Here is a 22,912-nt window from a genome sequence, read left to right on the forward strand (position 1 = left end):
TCCTCTTACGTATTGCTCAAGCGGCCGCGGAAGCGGCGATGGTCTCGTGGGCGGCCGCGATGACGGCCTCCGTGGTGATGCCGAACTTTTGGAACAGGGTCTTGTAGTCGGCGGAGGCCCCGAAGTGGTCGATTCCAACCGAGCGGCCGGTCGAGCCGACGATGCCGTGCCAGCTGAGGGTGGATCCGGCTTCGACCGAGACGCGAGCCTTGACGCCCGACGGCAGCACCGCCTCGCGGTAGGCCTCGTCCTGCTCGGCGAACCACTCCAGGGACGGGGCGGACACCACGCGGGCGTTGACGCCCTCGGCGGCCAGAGCCTCGCGGGCGGCGACGGCCAGCTGCACCTCGGATCCGGTCGCGATGAGGATGACGTCCGGCGTGCCGTTCGGAGCCTCGGCCAGGACGTATGCGCCTCTGACCGTGTTCGACGCCGCGGCGAAGGTGTCACCCGATGCCTCGCCCGTGCCGCGCGCGAAGTTCGGCACGTTCTGCCGGGTCAGCGCGATGCCGGTGGGGCCGCCGTGGCGGCGCAGGATCTCCAGCCAGGCGGCGGCGGTCTCATTGCCGTCGGCCGGGCGCACCACGGTCAGGTTGGGGATCGCGCGCAGCGAGGCCAGCTGTTCGATCGGCTGATGCGTGGGGCCGTCCTCGCCGAGTGCGACCGAGTCGTGCGTCCACACGAACACGCTCGGCACGTTCATGAGCGCGGCCAGGCGCACCGCGGGGCGCATGTAGTCGCTGAAGATGAGGAACGTGCCGCCGAACGGCCGGGTCGGGCCGTGCAGCACGATACCGTTCAGGATCGAGCCCATGGCGTGCTCGCGGATGCCGAAGTGCAGCACACGGCCATAGGGGCTGCCGTCCCAGTCGTGGGTCGACCAGGTCGCGGGGATGAAGGACTTGGCGCCTGCGATCGTCGTGTTGTTGGATCCGGCCAGGTCGGCGGATCCGCCCCACAGCTCGGGGAGCTCGGGGGCGAGGGCATTGATGACCTTGCCGGACGCCGCGCGCGTCGCGAGTTCGGTGCCCGCCTCGAACACGGGGAGCGCGTCCTCGATGCCCTCGGGCAGCTCGTGTGCCTCGAGCCGGTCCAGGAGCGCCTTGCGCTCCGGGTTCGCCGCCGCCCAGGCATCGAAGTCCTGCTGCCAGGCGGCGCGCTCGGAGGCGGCGCGGGCGCCGAGCTCACGGGTGTGCTCGATCACCGCGTCCTCGACGACGAACGACTTCTCCGGATCGAAGCCCAGTACGACCTTGGTCTCGGCGACCTCGTCCGCGCCGAGGGCGTTGCCGTGCACGGACTCGGTGCCCTTCTTGTTGGGCGCCGGCCAGCCGATGATCGTGTTCAGGATGATCAGAGACGGCTTGGAGGTCTCCGCCTTGGCCTGCTCGATCGCGTCGAAGAGCTCCTTCACGTCCTCGACGTAGGTGCCGGTGCGCACCCAGTCCACGTGCTGCACCTGCCAGCCGTACGACTCGTAGCGCTCGCGCACGCCCTCGGTGAAGGCCACGTTGGTGTCGCCCTCGATCGAGATGCGGTTGGAGTCGTAGATGGCGATGAGGTTGCCGAGCTGCTGGTGGCCCGCGAGCGAGGAGGCCTCGCTCGTCACGCCCTCCTGCAGATCGCCGTCTCCGGCGATCACGTAGACGTAGTGGTCGAAGGGGCTCGTGCCGGCGGCGGCCTCAGGGTCGAACAGGCCGCGCTCGTAGCGGGCGGCGTAGGCGAAGCCCACCGCCGAGGCGAGGCCCTGGCCGAGCGGTCCCGTCGTGATCTCCACGCCCTTGGTGTGGCCGTACTCCGGGTGGCCCGGGGTCAGCGAGCCCCAGGTGCGGAGCGCCTCGAGGTCGGTCAGCTCGAGGCCGAATCCGCCCAGGTAGAGCTGGATGTACTGCGTGAGGGAGGAGTGCCCCACGGACAGGACGAACCGGTCGCGCCCGATCCAGTGGGTGTCGGCGGGGTCGTGGCGCAGGACGCGCTGGTAGAGCAGATAGGCCACGGGGGCCAGGCTCATGGCCGTACCCGGATGACCGTTCCCGACCTTCTGCACGGCATCCGCCGCCAGAACCCGAGCGGTGTCCACCGCGCGCCGATCGATCTCTTCCCACAGCAGTTCCGACACTCCAGAGCCCTTTCGAAGACAGTGTGTGCGCCCGCTGTCTGCGCGCCACCCGCGACATCACGGAAGGGCTGGCACGTTGACGGGCGCGCGAGTGTTTTCAGCATAGTGCGGACGCATCGCCGTGTGCCCGGTCACGACACATTGTTGCGCGACGCGCCTCGCAGCGGCGCTCGGGGCGGGAAGGAGGGGCGGGCCGGACCCGCACCGTGGCGTAGGATGAATGAGTTCCCGTGTGCGCATGAAGGAGGCGGTCAGCATCGCGACCACCATCGAGTCCGTCGCCGCCGAGCGCTCTCTGAAGCGGACAATCAAGGCCTACGTCGAGCTGACCAAGCCCCGTGTGCTCGAGCTCCTGCTCGTCTCCACCGTGCCGGTGATGTTCCTCGCGCAGCACGGCCTGCCGAACCTGTGGCTGGTCGCGGCCACGGTGATCGGCGGATCCCTGAGCGCCGGATCCGCCGCATCCTTCAACATGTACATCGATCGCGACATCGATGCGCACATGCACCGCACGGAGAAGCGCCCGCTGGTGACCGGCGAGGTCTCCCCGCGCGGAGCCCTGGTGTTCTCCTGGGTGCTCGCCGTCGCCTCCACCGTCTGGCTCTGGCTGACCACGAACTGGGTCGCCGCCGTGCTCTCCGCCGCCGCGATCTTCTTCTACGTCGTGATCTACACGATGATCCTCAAGCGCCGCACCGAGCAGAACATCATCTGGGGCGGCATCGCCGGATGCTTCCCCGTGCTCATCGGCTGGGCGGCTGTCACCGGATCGCTGGACTGGCCGGCCTTCGTGCTGTTCGTGCTGGTGTTCCTGTGGACTCCGGCGCACTACTGGCCGCTGTCGATGAAGTACAAGGACGACTACGACGACGTCGACGTGCCCATGCTCGGCGTCACCCGCTCCGCATCGCAGGTGGGGCTGCAGATCATCCTGTACGCGTGGGCGACCCTGGCCTGCTCCCTGCTGCTGATCCCGGTGGCCGGGATGGGCCTGGTCTACACCGTGTCGGCGCTGGTGTTCGGCGGGTGGTTCGTGTACGAGTCGCACCGGCTGTACGCGCAGGCGGTGAAGGGCGCATCGGCCAAGCCGATGCGCGTCTTCCACGCCTCCATCACTTACTTGACGCTGATCTTCGTGGCCGTCGCGATCGATCCGTTGCTGCCCTTCTGAGCCTCCTCGGTCGTCGCCTCGTCGGCTTCGGTCTCGATCTGCTGCTCCCGCTCGATCTCGTGCGGCGCGACAGGTGCGTCGAGCGCCCCCTCGGGGTCGAGTTCGGGCTCCGGGCCGAGGTCGACGTCGTCGAACGCGAGAGGCGCCCTGTCGACGGGCTGCGCCGTGGCGGCGCCGAGCAGGGTGGAGAGGACCGCGAGCGCGAGGGCGAGCAGCACGCCCAGCGCACCCGCCCCGATCAGGGCCGAACCGAGCACGATCCAGGACTGACCCCCGTACACCTCGAGCCCGGTCGCACTGCCGTCCTTGAGGGTGGCGGTCATGGTGCCGAGATGGTCGAGGACGGTGAGAACCCCTGCGGCGATGAGGCCGATCGAGGCGACGACGAGGATCCAGAACGGGAGGCTGCGATTCAATGCGCGTGTCATGGACCCAGCCTCACGGGCGAACTCGTGCGTCCGGTCTGCATCGCCTATGAGGCCGGTATGCGTCCGACGCCGACGCGATCCGCTGCACCACGCAAGTGCGGATCAGGGGGAGAGGTCCCGGCGTCCCTGCGCCGGGACCCGCGTCCCCAGCACGCAGGTGAGGATCCGTCCCTGATCCCGAACATCCTGCTAGCGTCCAGAACACATTCCAACTGACCTGATCAGGACGGCGCAAGGACCGGTTCGCGCGCTGTCCGCAAGAGGACATGACATGAGCGACGACGAGCTGCTGGATCTGCTGCTGCGCGAGCGCCCCTTCGACGTGCATGCGGTCGTCGCGCGTTCCGGGCTCGATCACGGACTCGCGCTCGCGAGTCTGGAGCGCCTTGCCGAAGCGGGAAGCCTGTCGTTGCAGGACGAGCTGATCCTGCTCAACCCCCCGGTGCACGCCGCGGCGATCGCGATCGAACGGGTGCTGCAGTCCGAACGCGCCCAGGCGCAGTCCCGCAGCGACCAGCTTGCGGCGATCGTGGACGCCGTGGCCCGTCGCACCTCGTCCTGGAACTTCGGCGAGGCGGTGGCTCAGGACCGGCTCTCGCTGCAGAGCGCCCACGGCCCGCACGCCGCCGAGGACCTGTGGTTCGCCGTCCAGGCATCCCGGGTGGGTTCCAGCGGTCGGGTGCGGGCCGTGCTCACCGACCTCGACCGGTATCGCGCGAGCAGTCCCGAGCGCAGCAGGGCGTTCGCCGCGGCGATGTCGACATACTCCTCGGTGCAGGCGATCATCCCTGCGATGCCGCTCGACGAGCAGCTGGCCGGCATGGTGCGCGCGTTCGGGGACTCCGGTGTGGAGTTCCGCATGCTGCCGGATCCGCCGAGTTGGTTCTGGGTGGACGACCTGGATGTCACCGGGGTGCCGTTGGTGTGGGGCGAGACGGCGCCCCAGAGCGTGCTCGCCGTCGCGAGCCCTGTGATCGCCGGGATGGCGAAGGCCTACTTCGCGGAGCTCTGGCAGCAGGCCAGTCCGGTCGAGAAGGATCCGGGCGGGTATGGACAGCTGCTGCACCGGATGCGACGAGGGATGACCCTGGATGCCGCATCCCGCTCGCTCGGCATCACGCCGCGCACCGGGCGGCGCAGGATCGCGGCGGCGATGGAGCGTTACGGCGTGGCCACGCTGTTCGCCCTCGGGGTCGCCTGGGCGCAGGACGGCAGCCCGGGAGCGGAACGCAGCGCCGGCTGACCGGCGGAGCGGATCAGCCGAGAGGGCGCGTCAGTCGCGAGGGTGCGAGGGCCCGGCGTCCGCGGTGCCGGCGCTCGGAGTGCTTGCGGCTGCAGGCCACGTCGCCCCGGGGCGCTTCAGCCGCAGCACGAGCACCGTGCACGCCGCGACGAGTATCGCTGCCAGCACCATGTGCACACCCACGGCGAGCGGAGGCAGCGCGTTGCGCGCCTGGTAGAGGCCCACGGCGATCTGCACGAGCTCGATCGCGAGCAGGGCGATCACCGCATTGCGGATCGCGGAGAGCGAGTTCGCCAGGGTGATCACGAGCAAGGCAAGGGTGAGTGCGAACAGGGCGTACGCCGGCCAGGAGTGCACGTGCTCGAGGAGGGTCGCGTCGAAGCCGTTGCGCAGCGTCACCGCCGGGTCCCCGGAGTGCGGGCCCGCGCCGGTGGTGAGCACCCCGAAGAGCACCGTCAACGCCAGCACGAACGAGGTGATGTGCACGAGGATCGCGACGCCCTTCGGGACGGCCCGCACCCGCGCCCCGCGCGGCTGTCCCATCCGCACCAGGAAGGCTGCGGACACCGCGACGAGCACGAGCGACACGAGGTAGTGGAACGCGACCATGTTCGGGTGCAGCTGGAAGATGACCAGGATCCCGCCGACCGCGGCCTGCACCAGCACGCCCGCGAAGATGATCCATGACATGACCCAGAGATCGCGTCGTTCCGCGCGGAAGCGGGAGATGAGCACGATCACGGCGATGGCGGCGAGACCGACGAAGAAGCTGAGTCCGCGGTTGCCGAACTCGATCAGGGAGTGGTAGCTCTGCGCGGCTGTCGGGAACAGCGAGTCCGGCGTGCACAGCGGCCATTCGCAGCCGAGGCCGGAATCGGTGAGGCGCACGGCACCGCCGGTGCCGACGATCGCCACTTCGAGAAGGAACGAGACCCAGGCGGCGATCCGCACGCGGAGGTCGACCCGATCGGGAAGCCGATCATGGACTCGGCCCAGGAATCCGGAGCGGGTACGGCGGGCGGGCGGTGTCACGATCTCGGGCATGGCTCCTCCGGAACCCTTCCGGCGGGCGCACTGCGGCCCGGATGTCGGAGGGAACCTGTAGAATCTCAGGTGTCGGCGATGGTCGCAGGAGCGCGGAATGCGCATGGCTCTGCCATCGACAACAGTTTAGGCGCGAATGCTTTGCGTCCATGATGAGGGCCCAGAAGCGGCACCCGTTCCCCTGCAGACTCGATGGGAGCGACGGTGTGCCGGGGCGGATGAACCGTTACGGCCCAAGAGGAGAGTGTGATGTCGGATGTGCTGATCGACCGCCCGGAGCTGGATGGTCTGGGGGTGTACGAGTTCGGCTGGCACGACACGGATGCGGCCGGCGCGACCGCGCGACGCGGCCTTTCCGAGGATGTGGTGCGAGGCATCTCGGCGCTCAAGAGCGAACCGGAATGGATGCTGAAGACGCGTCTGAAGGGCCTGCAGCTCTTCGGCCGCAAGCCGATGCCGACCTGGGGCGCCGACCTCAGCGAGATCGACTTCGACAACATCAAGTACTTCGTGCGCTCCACGGAGAAGCAGGCGCAGAGCTGGGAAGACCTCCCGGAGGACATCCGCGAGACCTATGAGCGCCTCGGCATCCCCGAGGCCGAGCGTCAGCGCCTGGTCGCCGGTGTGGCCGCGCAGTACGAGTCCGAGGTCGTCTACCACCAGATCCGCGAGGATCTGGAGCAGCAGGGCGTCATCTTCATGGACACGGACACCGCGCTGCGCGAGCACCCCGAGTTCTTCGAGGAGTACTTCGGCACCGTGATCCCCGCCGGCGACAACAAGTTCGCGGCCCTGAACACCGCGGTGTGGTCCGGTGGATCCTTCGTGTACGTGCCCAAGGGCGTGCACGTGGAGATCCCGCTGCAGGCCTACTTCCGGATCAACACCGAGAACATGGGCCAGTTCGAGCGCACGCTGATCATCGCCGATGAGGACAGCTACGTCCACTACATCGAGGGCTGCACCGCCCCGATCTACAAGAGCGATTCCCTGCACTCGGCCGTGGTCGAGATCATCGTCAAGAAGAACGCCCGCGTGCGCTACACGACGATCCAGAACTGGTCGAACAACGTCTACAACCTGGTCACCAAGCGCGCGGTCGCGCACGAGGGCGCGACCATGGAGTGGGTGGACGGCAACATCGGCTCCAAGGTGACGATGAAGTACCCGTCGATCTACCTGATGGGCGAGCACGCGAAGGGCGAGACCCTCTCCGTGGCCTTCGCCGGCCCAGGGCAGCACCAGGACGCCGGCGCGAAGATGATCCACATGGCGCCGTACACGCAGTCGTCGATCGTGTCGAAGTCCATCGCCCGTGGCGGCGGCCGCGCCGGCTACCGCGGCGAGGTCAGGGTGGATGCGAACGCGCATCACTCCGCCAACACGGTGCGCTGCGACGCGCTGCTCGTGGACACGAAGTCCCGCAGCGACACCTACCCGGCCATCGACATCCGCGTCGACGACGTGCAGCTCGGCCATGAGGCCACGGTCTCCAAGGTCAGCGAGGAGCAGCTCTTCTACCTGCAGTCCCGCGGCATGCCCGAGGACGAGGCGATGGCGATGATCGTGCGCGGCTTCATCGAGCCGATCGCGCGCGAGCTGCCGATGGAGTACGCGATGGAACTCAACAAGCTCATCGAGATGGGCATGGAAGGATCGGTCGGCTGAATGACCGCCGCTACGACCGCGCCCGTTGAGGCGCAGGACACGCACGCCCACATCGACCCCGCCGCCCAGGTCGCGAACGCAGCCACCGCGCCGGTGCAGACCCGCTCCGAGCGGCCGCACTCGTTCGACGCGGCCGACTTCGGCGTACCCACCGGTCGCGAGGTGAACTGGAAGCACACACCCGTCACGCAGCTGACCGGGCTGTTCCGGACCAGCTCCGACAGCGACGGTGTCACGGTCGATGTGACGCCTTCCCGCTACCTCCGTACGGCACTCGGCTTCGGCGATGCCCCGCGCGGCGAGTTCTTCCGTCCCGAGGACGTCGTCTCCGCAGTCGCCTGGCAGGGCGGCACCGAGGCGCAGCACATCGCCATCCCCGCCGACGAGGAGATCGCCGAGCCGATCTTCGTGCAGCTGGTGGGGCAGGGCGCCGAGCTGCGCGCCGATCAGCACATCGTGATCGAGGCCGGCCCGAACAGCTCGGCGACGGTCGTGCTCCGGCACACTGGATCCGCCCAGCTCGCCCAGAACGTCGAGATCCTCGTGCGAGACGGCGCCCGGCTCACGGTCGTGAGCGCGCAGGAGTGGGCCGACGACGCTATCCACGCCTCGGCGCATCAGGCCCGCGTCGACCGCGATGCGTCGCTCACGCACTTCGTGGTGAGCTTCGGCGGCGGTGTCGTGCGCGTCAACCCGAACGTCGAACTCGCCGGAGCCGGATCCGAGGCACGCCTGTACGGTCTGTCCTACGCGGACGCCGGTCAGCACCTGGAGAGCCAGGTCTATATGCACCACAAGGGCGCGCACACGGTCGGCGACGTGCTGTACAAGGGCGCGCTGCAGGGTCAGGGCGCGCACAGCGTGTGGATCGGCGACGTGCTCATCGGTCCCGACGCGACCGGCACCGACTCCTACGAGGCGAACCGCAACCTGGTGCTCACCGAGGGCGCACGCGCCGACTCGATCCCGAACCTCGAGATCGAGACCGGCGACATCCTGGGTGCGGGCCACGCCAGCGCCACCGGACGCTTCGACGACGAGCAGCTGTTCTACCTGCAGGCGCGCGGGATCACCGAGGAGGAGGCGCGCCGCCTCGTCGTCCTCGGCTTCCTCAGCGACATCGTGCAGCGTCTCGGCGTGCCCTCCCTCGAAGAGGAGCTGCTCGCCGCGATCGAGCTCGAGCTGCAGGCGGTGAACGCGTGACCGCCCAGCGGGCCTGCGCCGTGAGCGACCTGCAGGAGGACACTCCGCTGCGCGTCGAGCTCGACGGGGTGCCGATCGCGGTCGTGCTCGACTCCGAAGGGCAGATCCACGCGATCGGCGACACCTGCACGCACGGTGACATCTCACTGTCCGAGGGGTTCGTCGAGGGCACCACGCTGGAGTGCTGGGCCCACGGATCTGCGTTCTCGCTGTGCTCGGGCAAGCCGCTGAACCTTCCGGCCTACGAGCCGGTCCCGGTGTACGTCACGGAGATCGTCGGAGACGACCTCATGATCGACCCCACCGTCACGAAGGATGTCAGCGGCCTCTGAGCCCGGCATCCGCACACGAAGCTTCACGAATACGAAGGAACCATCCATGACCGTCCTGGAGATCAAGGACCTGCACGTCACCGTCGAGACCGAGGCGGGCACCACGCCGATCCTCAACGGCATCACCCTCACCATGCGCACGGGCGAGACCCACGCCATCATGGGCCCGAACGGATCCGGCAAGTCCACCCTGGCGTACACGATCGCGGGTCACCCGAAGTACACCGTCACGAGCGGTTCGATCACGCTCGACGGTGAGGACGTCCTCGCGATGAGCGTCGACGAGCGCGCTCGCGCGGGTCTCTTCCTCGCCATGCAGTACCCGGTCGAGATCCCGGGTGTCACCGTCACCAACTTCCTGCGCACGGCGAAGACCGCGCTGGACGGCGAGGCGCCCTCGATCCGCCAGTGGACCAAGGACGTGAAGGCGTCCATGGCGAACCTGCGCATGGACCCGAAGTTCGCGCAGCGCAACGTCAACGAGGGCTTCTCCGGCGGTGAGAAGAAGCGGCACGAGATCCTCCAGCTCGAGGTGCTCAAGCCGAAGATCGCCGTGCTCGACGAGACCGACTCCGGCCTCGACGTCGACGCGCTGAAGATCGTCTCCGAGGGCGTCAACCGCGCCAAGGAGCAGACGGACCTCGGCGTCCTGCTGATCACGCACTACACCCGCATCCTGCGCTACATCCGCCCCGACTACGTGCACGTGGTCGTCGCGGGCAAGATCGTGGAGGAGGGCGGTGCGGAGCTCGCCGACCGTCTCGAGGACGAGGGCTACGATCGCTTCCTCGACCCCGCCGCTCCCATCGAAGCGTAGGCTGAAGGCATGACGGCAACGCTGACCGGAGAGAAGTACGACGAGGTCACCGAGGCGCTCAAGGACGTCGTGGACCCGGAGCTCGGGATCAACGTCGTCGACCTCGGTCTCATCTACGACCTCTCCTGGGACGAGGAGAATGACGCCCTCGTCATCCACATGACGCTCACGAGCGCCGGGTGCCCTCTGACCGATGTGCTCGAGGAGCAGACCGGTCAGGCGCTGGACGATGTCGTCGACCGCTTCCGCATCAACTGGGTGTGGATGCCGCCGTGGGGCCCCGAGCGGATCACCGACGACGGGCGCGACCAGATGCGTGCGCTCGGCTTCGCGATCTGACACGCTTCGACCGAAGGGTCTGACGCCGTATGACGGCGTCAGACCCTTCGGCGTTCCCGCGTCGATAGTCTCGAAGGGTGACTTTCGCCGCCGCACGCACCGCAGCCCTCCGCGCGCTGCCGCTCGAACAGCTTCGTCGCCGCTCCAGCACCAAATGGCGTACCTATCCGGACGACGTGCTGCCGCTGTTCGTTGCGGAGACGGACTTCCCCCTGGCCGAAGCGATCACCGAGCGTCTGCACCAGGCGATCGGGCTGGGCGACACCGGATACACCCCGCCCGACCCCGGCCTGCGGGACGCGTTCGTCGCGTACGCGCAGCGCCGGTTCGGCTGGAGCGTGCAGGCCTCGCACATCAGGTCCACGTGCGACGTGATGATGGGTGTGGTCGAGATCCTGCGCGCGGTGCTGGCACCGGGGGACCGGGTGGTCGTGGCGCCGCCGGTGTATCCGCCGTTCTTCGACTGCATCGAGGAAGCCGGCGGCGTCGCGGAGCGCGTGCCGCTCCTGGACTCGGACGGATCCTGGGTCCTCGACGTCGACGGCATCGAACGCGCCCTCGCCGGCGGTGCGCGCGCCGTGCTGCTGTGCAACCCGCACAACCCCACCGGCACCGTGCACAGCCGCGCCGTGCTGACGCGATTGGCGGAGATCGCCGCGGCGCACGGGGCCGTCGTGGTGAGCGACGAGATCCACGCGCCGTTGGTGCAGCCGGGAATCGACTTCACCCCGTTCCTCGCTGCCTCGCCGCTCGCGGCGGAGATCGGCTACGCGGTCACCAGCGCGAGCAAGGCGTACAACCTCGCCGGGTTGAAATGCGCGATCATGGTCACCGCGAGCGAGCAGACCGCCGCCGTGGTGCGCGGACTGCCGCCCGAGGTGGAGTGGCGCACGGGCCTCTTCGGCGCAATGGCGGCGGTAGCCGCCTGGGATCCCGCGAGCGACGCCTGGCTGGACGGCCTCCTCGTCGCCCTCGATGAGAACAGGCGACTGCTCGGCCGACTGCTCGCCGAGCACATCCCGGGTGCACGCTACCGCCTCCCGGATGCGGGCTATCTCGCCTGGGTCGACCTCCGCGACCTCGGCTGGGGCGACGACCCCGCCGGCCGGATACTGCGCGAGGCGAAGGTCGCGCTCAACCGCGGACCGACCTTCGGCGCGGAAGGACGCGGGCATGTCCGCATCAATCTGGGCTGCTCGCCGGAGGTGCTGACCGAAGCCGTGCTCCGGATCGCGGCGCTGGTGCGCGGGTGACGACGCCGGCCCCCGCCGCGACCATCTGGGACCGCCACCGACTCGGCATCACGGTCGGATCCGTCGTGCTCATCTTCCTCGGCGCCATCGAGGCGCTGGCGGTGACGACGGTCATGCCGCTGGTCGCGGCCGATCTGCACGGTGATGCGCTGTACGCGGTGGCCTTCGCCGGGACGCTGGCGACCGGCGTCATCGGCATGGTCGCCAGCGGGGCTTGGAGTGACAAGGTCGGCCCGAGGGCGCCGCTGTACACGGCCGTCGCGCTGTTCATCGTGGGGCTGGTGATCGCGGGGGCCGCCACCGACATGTACACGCTGGTGCTGGGCCGGCTCATCCAAGGACTGGGCGGTGGCGGGCAGACGGTCGCACTGTACGTCGTCGTGGCGCGGGTCTACCCTCCGTCGCTGCACGGGCGCATCTTCGCCGCCTTCGCGGCCGCCTGGGTCGTCCCGTCGATGATCGGCCCGTTCCTCGCCGGCGCCGTCGCGCAGTTCGTGCACTGGCGCTGGACCTTCCTCGGCGTCGCCGTGCTGAACGTGATCGCATTCCTGCTCGTCATCGTCCGGCTCCGCGCCGTCGACCTGCGCACGCAACAGGATCACGCCGCCCCTGCGAACACGGCGCCGGCCGCCGGACGGATCGGCGTCCGGATCCTGCTCTCCGTCGTCGTCGCGGTCGCCGCGGTCGCCGTCGGGTTCGCCTCCGATGCCGCCCCTGCCGTCGGCTGGCCCGTCGCCCTCGCGGCCATCGTCGCCATCGCCCTCGCGATCCGACCCCTGTTTCCGTCCGGGGCGCTGCGCGCGGCGCCGGGACTTCCCAGTGTCGTGCTCATGCGGGGGCTCGTCGCCGGTGCGTTCTTCGCGGCAGAGGCCTACGTGCCCAGGATGCTCATGGAGCGGTTCGATTTCAGCCCCACCATCGCCGGACTCGCTCTGACTACGTCCGCCCTCGCCTGGTCGGCGGCGTCCGCCGTGCAGGGACGGTACGGCGAGAGGCTGGGCAGCCGACGGATGGTCGTCATCAGCCTGACGCTGCTGTCGGCGTCGCTCCTCGGACTCGTCGCCCTCGCCGTCACGAGATCGATGCCGTGGGCGGTCGTGGTGCTCTGGGGGATCGCGGGCGGCGGAATCGGGCTGCTCTACCCCCGTCTGAACGTGCTCACGCTGGCCTACTCGACGCCTGCGGACGAAGGGTTCAACTCCTCGGCGCTCTCGATCTCGGATTCGACGGGATCCGCGGTGACGATCGCCCTCGCGGGGCTGCTGTTCGTGAGCCTGCCGATCGGCGGTTCGGGGTTCCCTGCGGTGTTCGCCGTGTCGGCAGCCGCCATCGTGATCGCGGTGCTGCCCGGGCTGCGGATCGGGGACGGACCCGGTGCGACCGACGCGGATGCCGTCAGCGCGGTGTCGAGGTCAGATCCGCACCGCGGCTGAGCAGGGTGATCCCCGCGTCGAACACCGCGGCGTCATGGCCACCGCGGTCCAGGGCGCCCGTGGAACTCGCGGCGCCATAGCTCTCGCCGTGCATGCGCTGCTGCACGAGGGTGGTGTGGCCCAGGATGAACTGCAGGACGGCCGTGGCCGCGAGACCCGCGTCGGGAAGCGTCGGCGACAGCGCCGCGCGGAGCGCGTCCTCTGCGCGGGAGGGCCCTGGGCGCAGGGCCGCGGAGCTCATGACGACCTCGGCGCCGTCGCGGTACGACAGCAGTGCATCGCGTACGGCGTGCGCCGCATCGAGCAGGTCCTCACCGGGGGTCGGTTCGGGGATGCCCGCGAGGATCCGGTTCGAGACGGCTGACAGCAGGTCCTGCTTGCTGTCGAAGTGCCAGTAGAGGGCACTCGCCTGCACCTCGAGCTCCGTGGCGAGGCGTCGCATGGTCAGATCAGGCAGGCCGTAGCGGTCGAGCAGCTCGAGGGCGACGCCGATGATGTGCTCGCGATCGTGGCGTCCAGTGCGCGCAGGGGTCATGCGGATGAGTATACTGAACGCCGTTCAGGTGAACACTGTTCAGGAAGCGCGCCGGCCGTGACCGATCCGCCGCGCGCATGCAGATCCGAAGGGGAACCCATGACCTCGACCTCCCGTCCGTGGGGCGCCGACGCCGCCCGTATCGCCGTCTTCGCAGCGCTGATCATCGCACTGGGGCTCGTGATCTTTCCGCTGCCCGGGGGAGTGCCGATCACCGGACAGACGCTCGGCGTCATGCTCGCCGGCCTGATCCTCGGTCCGCGTCTGGCGCCGTTGTCCGTGCTCGCCGTCCTCGCCCTGGCCGCGATCGGCCTCCCGGTGCTGGCGGGCGGCCGAGGCGGCCTGGGGGTGTTCGTCGGTCCGAGCGCAGGGTACTTGCTGGGCTGGATCGCGGGTGTCGTCGTGATCGGACTGGTCCTCGGTTCGCGTCGTGTCACGTGGTGGCGAGCGGGTCTGGCCGCCGTGCTCGGGGGTATCGGAGTCGTGTACCTGTTCGGGATCCCGGTTCAGGCGCTCGTCACAGGTGTGCCGCTCGGCGCCACGGCGCTGTCGAGCCTCGTCTTCCTTCCGGGAGACCTGATCAAGGCGGCCGCCGCCACCGTGCTGTGCGTCGCGCTGCAGCGGGCCTATCCGCGGGCGTTCCTGCGGACGGGTGCGCGTGTCGCCTGACGTCGAGCTCAGCGCGGTCTCGCTGCAGCTGGACGGGCGGACGATCCTCGACGACGTGTCGATGACGCTGACGGCGCGAAGGACCGCCGTGATCGGCGCGAACGGATCCGGCAAGTCGAGTCTCGTCCGGCTGCTGAACGGCCTTCACGTCGCGACGACCGGATCCGTGCGCGTGGCCGGCATGGACCCGGCGCGGAACACGCGCGAGGTGCGACGCCGGGTGGGGTTCGTGTTCGCTGATCCGGAGGCCCAGATCCTGATGCCGACACCCGCGGAGGATCTGGCGCTGTCGCTGCGGGACCTCCCCGCGGACGAGCGCACCGCGCGCGTGGAGGAGGCGCTGGACCGGTGCGGCCTGGGCGCGCTGCGCGACGCGCCCGCGTCGGAACTCTCCGGTGGTCAGAAGCAACTGCTCGCCCTGGCCTCGGTGCTGATCGGCCGTCCGGAGCTCGTCGTTGCCGACGAGCCCACCACGCGCCTGGACCTGCGCAACAGCCGCCGCATCGGCGATGCGCTGCTGCAGCTGGAGGCACCTCTCGTCCTGGTGACCCATGACCTCGACCTCGCCGGGCGCTGTGATGAGGTCGTGCTGATCGAGCAGGGGCGCGTGCTCGCGCAGGGCGCGCCGGACGACGTGATCTCCGCATACCTGCAGGTCTGCGCCTGAGGGCCCTGGGATGATCTCGCTCTACCGTCCCGGATCCGGCTTCCTGCACCGGACGCCCGCGGGGGTCAAGCTCGCGCTCCTGGCGCTGAGTGCGTTCTCCTTCTCGTTCGTCCCGGCGACGCAGGGCGCCGGCATCGCCGTCGGCGGTGCGGCGGCGGCGATCAGCGCGCTGTTCCTGCTGGGCGGGCTCGGCGCTCGCGCTCTGGGGGAGGCCTGGTGGCGTCTGCGCTGGTTGGTGCTCATCCTGGGCGCGACGCTCGTGGTCTTCGTGGGCATCCCGGCGGCGATCGTGAACACGGGTCGGCTCGTTGCGCTCGTGCTGCTGGCCGAACTGCTCACCCGCACCACATCGACCAGCGAGCTGATGGCGGTCATCGCATGGCTGCTCCGACCGCTGCGACGGCTCGGGGTCAACCCCGAGGCCGTGGCCCTCGTCCTGTCGCTGACTCTCACGATGGTCCCGGTCGTCGGCGGCTTCGTGCGCCGCGTCCGCGAAGCGCAGGAAGCCCGCGGAGTGCGACTGGGGCCGCGGATGGCTGTTCCCCTGCTCGTGCGCACGCTGCGGCACGCCGACGCGGTGGGGGAGGCCCTCGCCGCGCGGGGGCTGGACTGAGGCCCGCTCGTCCCGTCCCCGGCACGCAGATCCGGCCCAGCCACGCGTCCTATACTGGGAGGCTGGCCATCCGGCCGCTCACCCCCTTCTGAAGAACGGACGTCTGCTGTGCTCGCCGTGCACGATCTCGAGATCCGCGTGGGAGCGCGTCTCCTCATGGAGAACGTCTCCTTCCGCGTCGCCGACGGCGACAAGATCGGTCTCGTCGGCCGCAACGGCGCCGGCAAGACCACGCTCACGAAGGTGCTGGCAGGAGATCTGATCTCCGCCGACGGCAAGGTGGAGCGCAGCGGTGAGCTCGGGTACCTGCCGCAGGATCCTCGTTCCGGCGATCCGGAGATGCTCGCACGCACCCGGATCCTGGATGCACGCGGCCTCGGCTCCCTGCAGCTCGGCATGCGCGAGGCTTCGGAGCAGATGGGCTCGTCGGATCAGGCCGTCGCCGAGAAGGCGATGAAGCGATTCGGGAACCTGACCGAGCGGTTCGAGGCGCTGGGCGGCTACGCCGCCGAGGCGGAGGCCGCGTCGATCGCGAACAACCTGTCGCTGCCGGACCGGATCCTCGACCAGCCGCTCAAGACGCTCTCCGGCGGTCAGCGGCGGCGCATCGAGCTCGCCCGGATCCTGTTCTCCGATGCCGAGACCATGATCCTGGACGAGCCCACCAACCACCTCGACGCGGACAGCGTGGTGTGGCTGCGCGAGTTCCTGAAGGGTTACAAGGGTGGGCTGATCGTGATCAGCCACGACGTGGAGCTCGTCGGCGAGACGGTGAACCGGGTGTTCTACCTGGATGCGAACCGTCAGATGATCGACATCTACAACATGAACTGGAAGAACTACCTGCGCCAGCGGGTGGCCGATGAGGAGCGCCGCAAGAAGGAGCGTGCGAACGCCGAGAAGAAGGCGACCTCGCTGCAGCAGCAGGCCGCCCGGTTCGGCGCGAAGGCCAGCAAGGCCGCCGCCGCGCATCAGATGGTCGCCCGTGCGGAGAAGCTGCTTTCGGGGCTCGACGAGGTGCGCCAGGTCGAGCGCGTCGCCAAGCTGCGCTTCCCGAAGCCGGCGCCCTGCGGCAAGACCCCGCTCATGGCCTCGGGGCTGTCGAAGTCCTACGGTTCGCTGGAGATCTTCACCGATGTCGACCTGGCGATCGACCGCGGCTCGAAAGTCGTCGTACTCGGTCTCAACGGCGCCGGCAAGACGACGCTGCTGCGCATACTCGCAGGGGTCGACCAGCCCGACACCGGTCAGCTCGAACCCGGGCACGGCCTCAAGGTCGGCTATTACGCGCAGGAGCATGAGAACCTCGACGTCTCCCGCTCGGTGTTGGAGAACATGATGTCGGCCGCCCCCGACATCACCGAGACCGAGGCGCGCAAGGTGCTGGGATCGTTCCTGTTCACCGGCGACGACGTGCTCAAGCCGGCGGGCGTGCTCTCCGGTGGCGAGAAGACCCGTCTGTCACTCGCGACGCTGGTCGTCTCGGCGGCGAACATGCTGCTGCTCGACGAACCCACGAACAACCTCGACCCGGCCTCTCGCGAAGAGATCCTGGGTGCGCTCGCGCACTACGAGGGCGCCGTCGTGCTCGTCTCCCACGACCCCGGTGCGGTGCAGTCGCTCAACCCGGAGCGGGTGCTGATCCTGCCCGACGGTGTCGAGGACATCTGGTCCCAGGAGTACCAGGACCTCATCGAGCTCGCCTGACGCTCGACCGCCGTCGCTCTCGGAGCGGCGACGACGCGGAGGTGCGAATCGAGCGCCTCAGTGCTGCTCGACGGCGTCCAGCAGGGCGTCCTCGTCGGCCATGTCGCGGTCGCGGCGGCGCCGCGGCCCGCGCGGGGCGCGACCGGCGGCCTCGTCGCGGTGCTTGACGACCTCGGTGCGGATCACGTATCCGATGAAGATGAAGCCCATGATCGCGAACAGGATCCACTGGATCGCGTAGGAGAGGAACGGACCGGGGTCGTCGGAGGGTGCTTCGAAGGCGTGCGGGCGGGTGGCCGGCGCAGGGGACTCGCTGACGAGTTCTCCGTATGCGCCGGTGTCGACGGCGGACCCGTCGCCGATCTTGTCCGCCACGAGTGCGAGGTTGATGCTGGGCACCTGGCCCTCAGGGGCCCCGCGGCCCGACGGCGGCAGCGGTTCGGCGGGACGCAGCCGTGCGACCACCGTGGCTTCTCCGGCGGGAGGCGCCGGGATCGACGTCGGCACGTCGGATCCGTCCCCGGCGATCACCCAGCCGCGATTGACGATGAACACGCGTCCGTCGTCGGTGCGGAACGGCACGAGCACTTCGAAGGCACTGGTGCCGCCGTGCGGTCGGTTGCGCACCAGCAGCTGTCCCGATGGCTCGTACCGGCCGTGCAGCTCGACCGGGTGCCACTGCGCCTTCTCGGGAAGAGCCTCTCCCGGCGCCAGCATTTCGCCGAGCGGCACGGGCTTCGCATGGTAGTTCTGCTGCACCAGCTCGAGCTGCGTCTGACGGCCGTCATTGCGGGAGAACTGCCAGTTCGACAGATACGCGCACACGACCGCGAAGACGAGTGCGACGGCGAGGTACGCGCTCCAGCGGAGCAGGCGCTGGCGCATCATTCGAGTTCGCCCTCACCCACGGCCGTGTCGATGCGCGCCGGGAAGTCGCGGGCGCGCAGATAGTCGTACAGGAACCTCAGGTGCTCGCCGCACGCGAGCCACACCTTCTCCCTCTCGGGTCCGTGGATTCGCGGGTTGCGCCACACGATCCGATGCGTCGCCGCCGCGCGACAGCCGGCACGCGAGCATTTCAGGACGGTTTCCCTGGGGTTCACGAGCGCGGCTCGGCGGGATGCGCGACGGTCTCGGAGATCGTGATCACCGAGGGCTCCTGCGACGCGGAGGGCCGCTCCTCGGCAGGGGCCTCGATCTCGATGCGCGGCGATTCGACGCCGGTGGGTACGGAGTCGTCGCCGGCATTGGCGAAGACGACCGCGATGTACGGCAGCACGGCGGCGGCGATGCCGAACGCCCAGGTCCACCAGCCCATCGGCTGCACCACGAACATCAGCACGAAGCAGATCATGCGGATCGACATCGTGATCACGTAGTGGCGCACACGATTCCTCGCCTCGTCACGCGGTGCGCGCGGGAGGGAGGTCACGGCGGCGTCTGGAGTCCTTCTCACGATGACTCCAGCCTACGCCGCCGCGACCGGGCGGGATGCCGGGGGCGGCGGATCAGTAGCTGCTGCTGCCCTGCGAGATGCCGTAGATGATCAGCAGGAGGAAGCCCACGCCGATGATCAGGTTGAGGACCGCGCCGACGTAGCCGAGCACGAGGCCGGTGATCGCGAGAGCCTTGCCGCCGAGCGCCGAATCGCGCTTGATCTTCCCCAGAGCCATGTGGCCCGTGATGATCGCGGTGAGCGATGCGAGGAAGGGGATCACGATGTAGGCGAGCCAGCACAGGAGTACGCCCGCGATGCCGCAGATGAGAGCCGTGATCGCAAGGCCGTTCGACTTCAGCGGCGCAGCGTACGGCTGGCCGTACGGCTGCGCATACGACGGCGCGGGGTATCCGGGGGACGCGGGGGCGGCACCCGGATAAGACGGCGCAGCCGACTGCTGCGGCGCAGGGTAGGCCGGCTGCTGCGGGGCCGAGGCCGGGTAGCCAGGCGCCGGCGGCACCGGAGCCTGCGGGGCGGCGGCCGGGTAGGCGGGCTGCTGCGGGGGCACCGGCGCGCCGGGATAGGCCGGGGGCTGCTGGCCCTGGGGCGGGATCCCGCCGTTGTCGTTGCTCATGCTGCTCCTCGCGGTCGATCACAGAGACTGGTCACCTCACAGATTCGCGTGCCGTCAGGGCTCTGTCAATTCCTGCCACCACTTCTGCTCGATAGGCTTGCGTGCCGTACACCTCGATTCTTGGGAGCCCGCATGAGCACTGATCGCGTCGTCCTCGTCACCGGCGGAAACCGCGGCATCGGTCGCGCGATCGCCGAGCGCTTCGTGCGTGACGGCTACCGCGTCGCCGTCACCGCGCGCAGCGGCGAAGGTCCCGAAGGCACACTGACCGTGCGCGCCGACGTCACCGACGCGGCGGCCGTGGACGCGGCGTTCACCGAGGTCGAGCAGAAGCTCGGCCCCGTGGAGATCGTCGTCGCGAACGCGGGCATCACGAAGGATACGCTGCTGCTGCGGATGAGTGAGGACGACTTCGACAGCGTCGTCTCGACGAACCTGGGCGGATCGTTCCGCGTCGTGAAGCGCGCGTCGAAGGGGATGCTTAAGGCGCGGTTCGGTCGGGTGATCCTCATCTCCAGCGTGGTCGGGCTCTACGGCTCGGCGGGGCAGATCAATTACGCCGCGTCGAAGAGCGGGCTGGTCGGCTTCGCGCGCTCCCTCACCCGCGAGCTCGGCGCCCGCGGGATCACCGCGAACGTCGTCGCGCCCGGATTCATCGAGACCGACATGACCGCCGAGCTGCCCGAGGACACGCAGAAGCAGTACAAGGCCAGCATCCCCGCGGGCCGCTTCGCCTCGGCCGACGAGGTGGCCGGGGTGGTCACCTGGCTCGCCTCCGATGACGCCGCATACATCTCCGGCGCCGTGATCCCGGTCGACGGCGGCCTCGGCATGGGGCACTGAAGCAGTCCCGACGGCATGCGCCGGCGGGACTGCTTCCGTCAGCGCACGGCTGCGATCAGGACCTCCGCGAGCCGTTCCGGCGCCGAATACTGCGGCCAGTGGCCGGATCCGATCCGCACGACCTCGGCGTTGCGGATGCTGCGGTATTCGTCGCCGTACGAACCCCACTGCTCGAGGTATCCCTCGAGTTCGGGCTGAGTGAGCGATCCCATGAGCAGCGTCACAGGCACGTCGTAGCGACGTGGATCCGTGAGCGCGATCGGATCCGTCGGCACCTGCACGGGCACGCTCTGCGCGGTCCCGGCAGCCGCCGCCCGCGCCCGGGCATCGAGGTCGGCGACGTCATCGGCGTCGAAGAAGTCCCAGCCCGGGAACGGGATCACTCCGTCGACGACGGGGAACTCGCTGATGCCGCTGCCGGGCGGAGGCGGGACGGTGTCGACGAACACGGCGCGATGCACGCGATCGGGCCGGCCGTCGACGGCGCCCCAGATGACGTTGCCGCCTCCGGAATGTCCGACGAGCACCACATCGCCCGCGGATTCGTCGATCGCGGCGACCACCCTGTCGACCCAGTCGCTCATGCGGATGCCGGACGATTCCGGCGCAGGGACGCCGACGCCGGGCATGGTCAGCGGGCGCGGCGTATGACCGGCGGCGCGGAGCGGGTCGAGCACAGGTGCCCACGAATCGGCATCGAGCCACAGGCCGGGAACGAGGAGGATGTCCATGGATCCACGCTAAGCAGGCCCACCGACAAAGCGCCAGACCCGGCGCCGTCCGGTCTGGCGACACGGGTGTGCGATCAGGGGAGCAGGGGGATGACCTCGGACAGGTCGACAGGGCCCACCACGAGAGAGGCCGCGGCGCGGACGGCGGGCTTGGCGTTGAAGGCGAGCCCGAGCCCGGCCGCCGCCATCATCTGCAGGTCGTTCGCGCCGTCGCCGATCGCGATCGTGGCGCGCGGCGCGACCCCCAGCTCGGCCGCCCACTCCCGCAATGAGGCCGCCTTGGCCGTGGCATCCACGATGTCTCCGTCGACCCGTCCGGTCAGGGCGTCGTCGCGGACTTCGAGACGGTTGGCGCGCCACCGGTCCACGCCGAGTGCGGGCGCGACGGCGTCGAGGATCTCGTGGAAACCGCCCGAGACCACGCCGACCACGCCGCCGCGCTCGTGCACCGCTACGATGAGCTCGCGCACGCCAGGGGTGGGCTCGATGCGGCTCCGCACACGCTCGAACGCCGCTGTGGGGACTCCCGCCAGCGCGTCCACGCGCGAGCGCAGGCTCGTTGCGAAGTCGACCTCCCCGCGCATGGCGGCCTCGGTTGCGGCCTGCACCTCGGCGCGGCGCCCGGCCTCGTCCGCGAGGAGCTCGATCACCTCGTTGCGGATCAGCGTGGAATCGGCATCGAGGACGACGAGGAAGCGCGCGGAGGTCACCCGACGAGCGTAGCGGCCGGGGTCGGCCGTCTCCGCCGCTGTGACGATCGCGGCAGGGGAGTGGTCAGCGCTCGATGCGCTGCCCCTTGCCCACCACCGTGAGCCCGGTCTCCGTGATCGTGAAGCCTCGCTCGAGATCGCGCTCACGATCGACGCCCACGGTCGCACCGTCCAGCAGCACCACGTTCTTGTCCAGGATCGCCCGGTGCACGCGCGCACCCTGGCCCACCCTCACGCCGTCGAAGAGCACGGAGTCGGTGATGGTCGATCCGCCGGCGGCGAGGGTCCAGGGGCCGACCACGCTGCGCTCCAGGTGTGTGCCGGAGAGCACGGATCCGAGCGAGACGATGGAGTCGATCGCGTTTCCGATCCGTCCCACGGAGTCCCGCACGAACTTCGCCGGCGGCGAGTTCACCGCTTGGGAGTGGATCGGCCACTCCATGTTGTAGAGGTTGAAGATCGGCAGCGTCGAGATGAGATCCATGTGCGCGTCGAAGAAAGACTCGATCGTGCCCACGTCCCGCCAGTAGGAGCGATCGCGGGGGGAGGATCCGGGAACCTCGTTCTGCTTCATGTCGTAGAACCCGGCCTCGCCGCGGTTCACGAAGTACGGGATGATGTCGCCGCCCATGTCATGGTCGGACCCTGCGAGCTCGCCGTCGGCCTCGACGGCCTCGATGAGAGCGTCGGCGTCGAACACGTAGTTGCCCATCGAGGCCAGAACCTCGTGCGGCGAGTCCGGCAGCCCGGTCGGATCGGAGGGCTTCTCCAGGAATTCGTTGATGCGGCCGGAGTCATCGCCCGCGACGTCGATGACGCCGAACTGCGAGGCGAGCGCGAGCGGTTGACGGATGCCGGCGACCGTGGCGCGTGCGCCGGAGGCGATGTGCGCCTCGATCATCTGGGTGAAGTCCATGCGGTAGACGTGATCGGCGCCGATCACGACCACGATGTCCGGCTTCTCATCCAGGATCAGGTTCAGGCTCTGCAGGATCGCGTCGGCGGAACCGGAGAACCAGCGCTTGCCGAGACGCTGCTGAGCGGGCACCGAGGCGACGTAGGAGTCGAGCAGGGCGGACATCCGCCACGTCTGCGAGATATGCCGATCCAGGCTGTGCGACTTGTACTGGGTGAGCACCACGATCTGCCGCAGGCCCGAGTTGATCAGGTTGGAGATCGCGAAGTCGATCAGCCGGTACTGCCCACCGAACGGCACGGCGGGCTTGGCCCGATCCGCCGTCAGAGGCATGAGTCGCTTGCCCTCGCCGCCGGCGAGGATGATCCCGAAAACCTTCTTTGGTGCCGACATGCGTCC

The 22,912-nt window shown here is 69.3% G+C and carries 25 protein-coding genes; 14 read left to right on the plus strand and 11 right to left on the minus strand.

Annotated features, from left to right (window positions below):
- Positions 1-16: 16 nt before the first annotated feature.
- Positions 17-2,119, minus strand: coding sequence for a transketolase (tkt, locus tag ACTJI8_RS01680; protein ID WP_440731678.1), 2,103 nt, complete (start codon positions 2,117-2,119; stop codon positions 17-19).
- Positions 2,120-2,357: 238 nt separating this feature from the next.
- On the opposite strand from tkt, the gene ACTJI8_RS01685 reads away from it, so the two are divergent.
- Complete coding sequence (locus ACTJI8_RS01685) at positions 2,358-3,290, plus strand: heme o synthase (protein WP_440732425.1); 933 nt, start codon at positions 2,358-2,360, stop codon at positions 3,288-3,290.
- Here ACTJI8_RS01685 and ACTJI8_RS01690 read toward each other — a convergent pair.
- A complete protein-coding gene (locus ACTJI8_RS01690; protein WP_440731679.1) occupies positions 3,236-3,718 on the minus strand; it encodes a dinucleotide-utilizing enzyme in 483 nt (160 codons plus the stop codon). The genes ACTJI8_RS01685 and ACTJI8_RS01690 overlap by 55 nt on opposite strands.
- Positions 3,719-3,989: 271 nt before the next feature.
- Here ACTJI8_RS01690 and ACTJI8_RS01695 point away from each other — a divergent pair, with 271 nt between their 5' ends.
- Positions 3,990-4,961, plus strand: coding sequence for a helix-turn-helix transcriptional regulator (locus tag ACTJI8_RS01695; RefSeq protein WP_440731680.1), 972 nt, complete (start codon positions 3,990-3,992; stop codon positions 4,959-4,961).
- Between the two features lie 30 nt (positions 4,962-4,991).
- Here ACTJI8_RS01695 and ACTJI8_RS01700 read toward each other — a convergent pair whose 3' ends face one another.
- Positions 4,992-6,005, minus strand: coding sequence for a COX15/CtaA family protein (locus ACTJI8_RS01700; RefSeq protein ID WP_440731681.1), 1,014 nt, complete (start codon positions 6,003-6,005; stop codon positions 4,992-4,994).
- Between the two features lie 249 nt (positions 6,006-6,254).
- Here ACTJI8_RS01700 and sufB point away from each other — a divergent pair, with 249 nt between their 5' ends.
- The 7 genes from sufB to ACTJI8_RS01735 all read left to right on the plus strand — a co-directional run bounded on the left by sufB (position 6,255) and on the right by ACTJI8_RS01735 (position 13,050).
- The gene (sufB, locus tag ACTJI8_RS01705) at positions 6,255-7,673 is read left to right on the plus strand and encodes a Fe-S cluster assembly protein SufB (RefSeq protein ID WP_440731682.1); all 1,419 of its coding nucleotides are present in this window, start codon (positions 6,255-6,257) and stop codon (positions 7,671-7,673) included.
- Positions 7,674-8,876: a Fe-S cluster assembly protein SufD gene (gene sufD / locus ACTJI8_RS01710; RefSeq protein ID WP_440731683.1), complete on the plus strand. Its 1,203-nt coding sequence runs from the start codon at positions 7,674-7,676 to the stop codon at positions 8,874-8,876.
- Positions 8,873-9,208, plus strand: a complete 336-nt coding sequence (locus tag ACTJI8_RS01715) for a non-heme iron oxygenase ferredoxin subunit (RefSeq protein WP_292721013.1) — start codon at positions 8,873-8,875, stop codon at positions 9,206-9,208. The genes sufD and ACTJI8_RS01715 overlap by 4 nt, the downstream gene beginning before the upstream one ends.
- Before the next feature lie 46 nt (positions 9,209-9,254).
- The gene (gene sufC, locus ACTJI8_RS01720) at positions 9,255-10,025 is read left to right on the plus strand and encodes a Fe-S cluster assembly ATPase SufC (protein WP_440731684.1); all 771 of its coding nucleotides are present in this window, start codon (positions 9,255-9,257) and stop codon (positions 10,023-10,025) included.
- A 9-nt stretch (positions 10,026-10,034) separates the two neighbouring features.
- Positions 10,035-10,364 (plus strand): metal-sulfur cluster assembly factor, encoded by a 330-nt coding sequence (locus ACTJI8_RS01725; protein ID WP_045252088.1) that lies wholly within the window; start codon positions 10,035-10,037, stop codon positions 10,362-10,364.
- Positions 10,365-10,441: 77 nt separating this feature from the next.
- Positions 10,442-11,617, plus strand: a complete 1,176-nt coding sequence (locus ACTJI8_RS01730; protein ID WP_440731685.1) for a MalY/PatB family protein — start codon at positions 10,442-10,444, stop codon at positions 11,615-11,617.
- Positions 11,614-13,050, plus strand: a complete 1,437-nt coding sequence (locus ACTJI8_RS01735) for an MFS transporter (protein ID WP_440731686.1) — start codon at positions 11,614-11,616, stop codon at positions 13,048-13,050. Before ACTJI8_RS01730 ends, ACTJI8_RS01735 begins: the two co-directional genes overlap by 4 nt.
- On the opposite strand, the gene ACTJI8_RS01740 is transcribed toward ACTJI8_RS01735, so the two are convergent.
- Positions 13,013-13,585: a TetR family transcriptional regulator gene (locus tag ACTJI8_RS01740; RefSeq protein ID WP_440731687.1), complete on the minus strand. Its 573-nt coding sequence runs from the start codon at positions 13,583-13,585 to the stop codon at positions 13,013-13,015. The genes ACTJI8_RS01735 and ACTJI8_RS01740 overlap by 38 nt on opposite strands.
- Before the next feature lie 99 nt (positions 13,586-13,684).
- Between ACTJI8_RS01740 and ACTJI8_RS01745 the strand changes: the two genes are divergently transcribed.
- From ACTJI8_RS01745 to ACTJI8_RS01760, 4 genes are all read left to right on the plus strand, one after another.
- Positions 13,685-14,254 (plus strand): biotin transporter BioY, encoded by a 570-nt coding sequence (locus ACTJI8_RS01745; RefSeq protein WP_440731688.1) that lies wholly within the window; start codon positions 13,685-13,687, stop codon positions 14,252-14,254.
- Entirely contained in the window at positions 14,244-14,921 is a 678-nt protein-coding gene (locus ACTJI8_RS01750) for an energy-coupling factor ABC transporter ATP-binding protein (RefSeq protein WP_440731689.1), read from the plus strand. The genes ACTJI8_RS01745 and ACTJI8_RS01750 overlap by 11 nt, the downstream gene beginning before the upstream one ends.
- 10 nt (positions 14,922-14,931) lie before the next feature.
- Positions 14,932-15,534: an energy-coupling factor transporter transmembrane component T family protein gene (locus ACTJI8_RS01755; protein WP_440731690.1), complete on the plus strand. Its 603-nt coding sequence runs from the start codon at positions 14,932-14,934 to the stop codon at positions 15,532-15,534.
- Between the two features lie 108 nt (positions 15,535-15,642).
- Positions 15,643-17,241 (plus strand): ABC-F family ATP-binding cassette domain-containing protein, encoded by a 1,599-nt coding sequence (locus tag ACTJI8_RS01760; RefSeq protein ID WP_440731691.1) that lies wholly within the window; start codon positions 15,643-15,645, stop codon positions 17,239-17,241.
- Between the two features lie 57 nt (positions 17,242-17,298).
- Here the strand turns inward: ACTJI8_RS01760 and ACTJI8_RS01765 are convergent, their stop codons facing one another.
- From ACTJI8_RS01765 to ACTJI8_RS01780, 4 genes are all read right to left on the minus strand, one after another.
- Positions 17,299-18,129, minus strand: a complete 831-nt coding sequence (locus tag ACTJI8_RS01765) for an SURF1 family cytochrome oxidase biogenesis protein (RefSeq protein WP_440731692.1) — start codon at positions 18,127-18,129, stop codon at positions 17,299-17,301.
- Complete coding sequence (locus ACTJI8_RS01770; protein WP_440731693.1) at positions 18,126-18,275, minus strand: hypothetical protein; 150 nt, start codon at positions 18,273-18,275, stop codon at positions 18,126-18,128. Before ACTJI8_RS01770 ends, ACTJI8_RS01765 begins: the two co-directional genes overlap by 4 nt.
- A gap of 65 nt (positions 18,276-18,340) precedes the next feature.
- Positions 18,341-18,673: a DUF3099 domain-containing protein gene (locus tag ACTJI8_RS01775; protein WP_440731694.1), complete on the minus strand. Its 333-nt coding sequence runs from the start codon at positions 18,671-18,673 to the stop codon at positions 18,341-18,343.
- A 76-nt stretch (positions 18,674-18,749) separates the two neighbouring features.
- On the minus strand, positions 18,750-19,313 hold the full coding sequence (locus ACTJI8_RS01780) for a DUF4190 domain-containing protein (RefSeq protein ID WP_440731695.1): 564 nt from the start codon (positions 19,311-19,313) through the stop codon (positions 18,750-18,752).
- Positions 19,314-19,445: 132 nt separating this feature from the next.
- On the opposite strand from ACTJI8_RS01780, the gene fabG reads away from it, so the two are divergent.
- A complete protein-coding gene (gene fabG / locus ACTJI8_RS01785; RefSeq protein WP_440731696.1) occupies positions 19,446-20,156 on the plus strand; it encodes a 3-oxoacyl-ACP reductase FabG in 711 nt (236 codons plus the stop codon).
- Between the two features lie 38 nt (positions 20,157-20,194).
- Here the strand turns inward: fabG and ACTJI8_RS01790 are convergent, their stop codons facing one another.
- The 3 genes from ACTJI8_RS01790 to ACTJI8_RS01800 all read right to left on the minus strand — a co-directional run bounded on the left by ACTJI8_RS01790 (position 20,195) and on the right by ACTJI8_RS01800 (position 22,906).
- The gene (locus ACTJI8_RS01790; protein WP_440731697.1) at positions 20,195-20,887 is read right to left on the minus strand and encodes an alpha/beta fold hydrolase; all 693 of its coding nucleotides are present in this window, start codon (positions 20,885-20,887) and stop codon (positions 20,195-20,197) included.
- A 74-nt stretch (positions 20,888-20,961) separates the two neighbouring features.
- Complete coding sequence (gene serB / locus ACTJI8_RS01795; protein ID WP_440731698.1) at positions 20,962-21,597, minus strand: phosphoserine phosphatase SerB; 636 nt, start codon at positions 21,595-21,597, stop codon at positions 20,962-20,964.
- 64 nt (positions 21,598-21,661) lie between these two features.
- Positions 21,662-22,906 carry a glucose-1-phosphate adenylyltransferase gene (locus tag ACTJI8_RS01800; RefSeq protein ID WP_440731699.1) on the minus strand — a complete coding sequence of 415 codons (1,245 nt, stop codon included), beginning with the start codon at positions 22,904-22,906 and terminating at the stop codon, positions 21,662-21,664.
- Positions 22,907-22,912: the final 6 nt, after the last annotated feature.

The sequence above is a fragment of the Microbacterium sp. 22303 genome (genome assembly GCF_052045265.1).
In the GTDB taxonomy this organism is placed as follows: Bacteria; Actinomycetota; Actinomycetes; order Actinomycetales; family Microbacteriaceae; genus Microbacterium.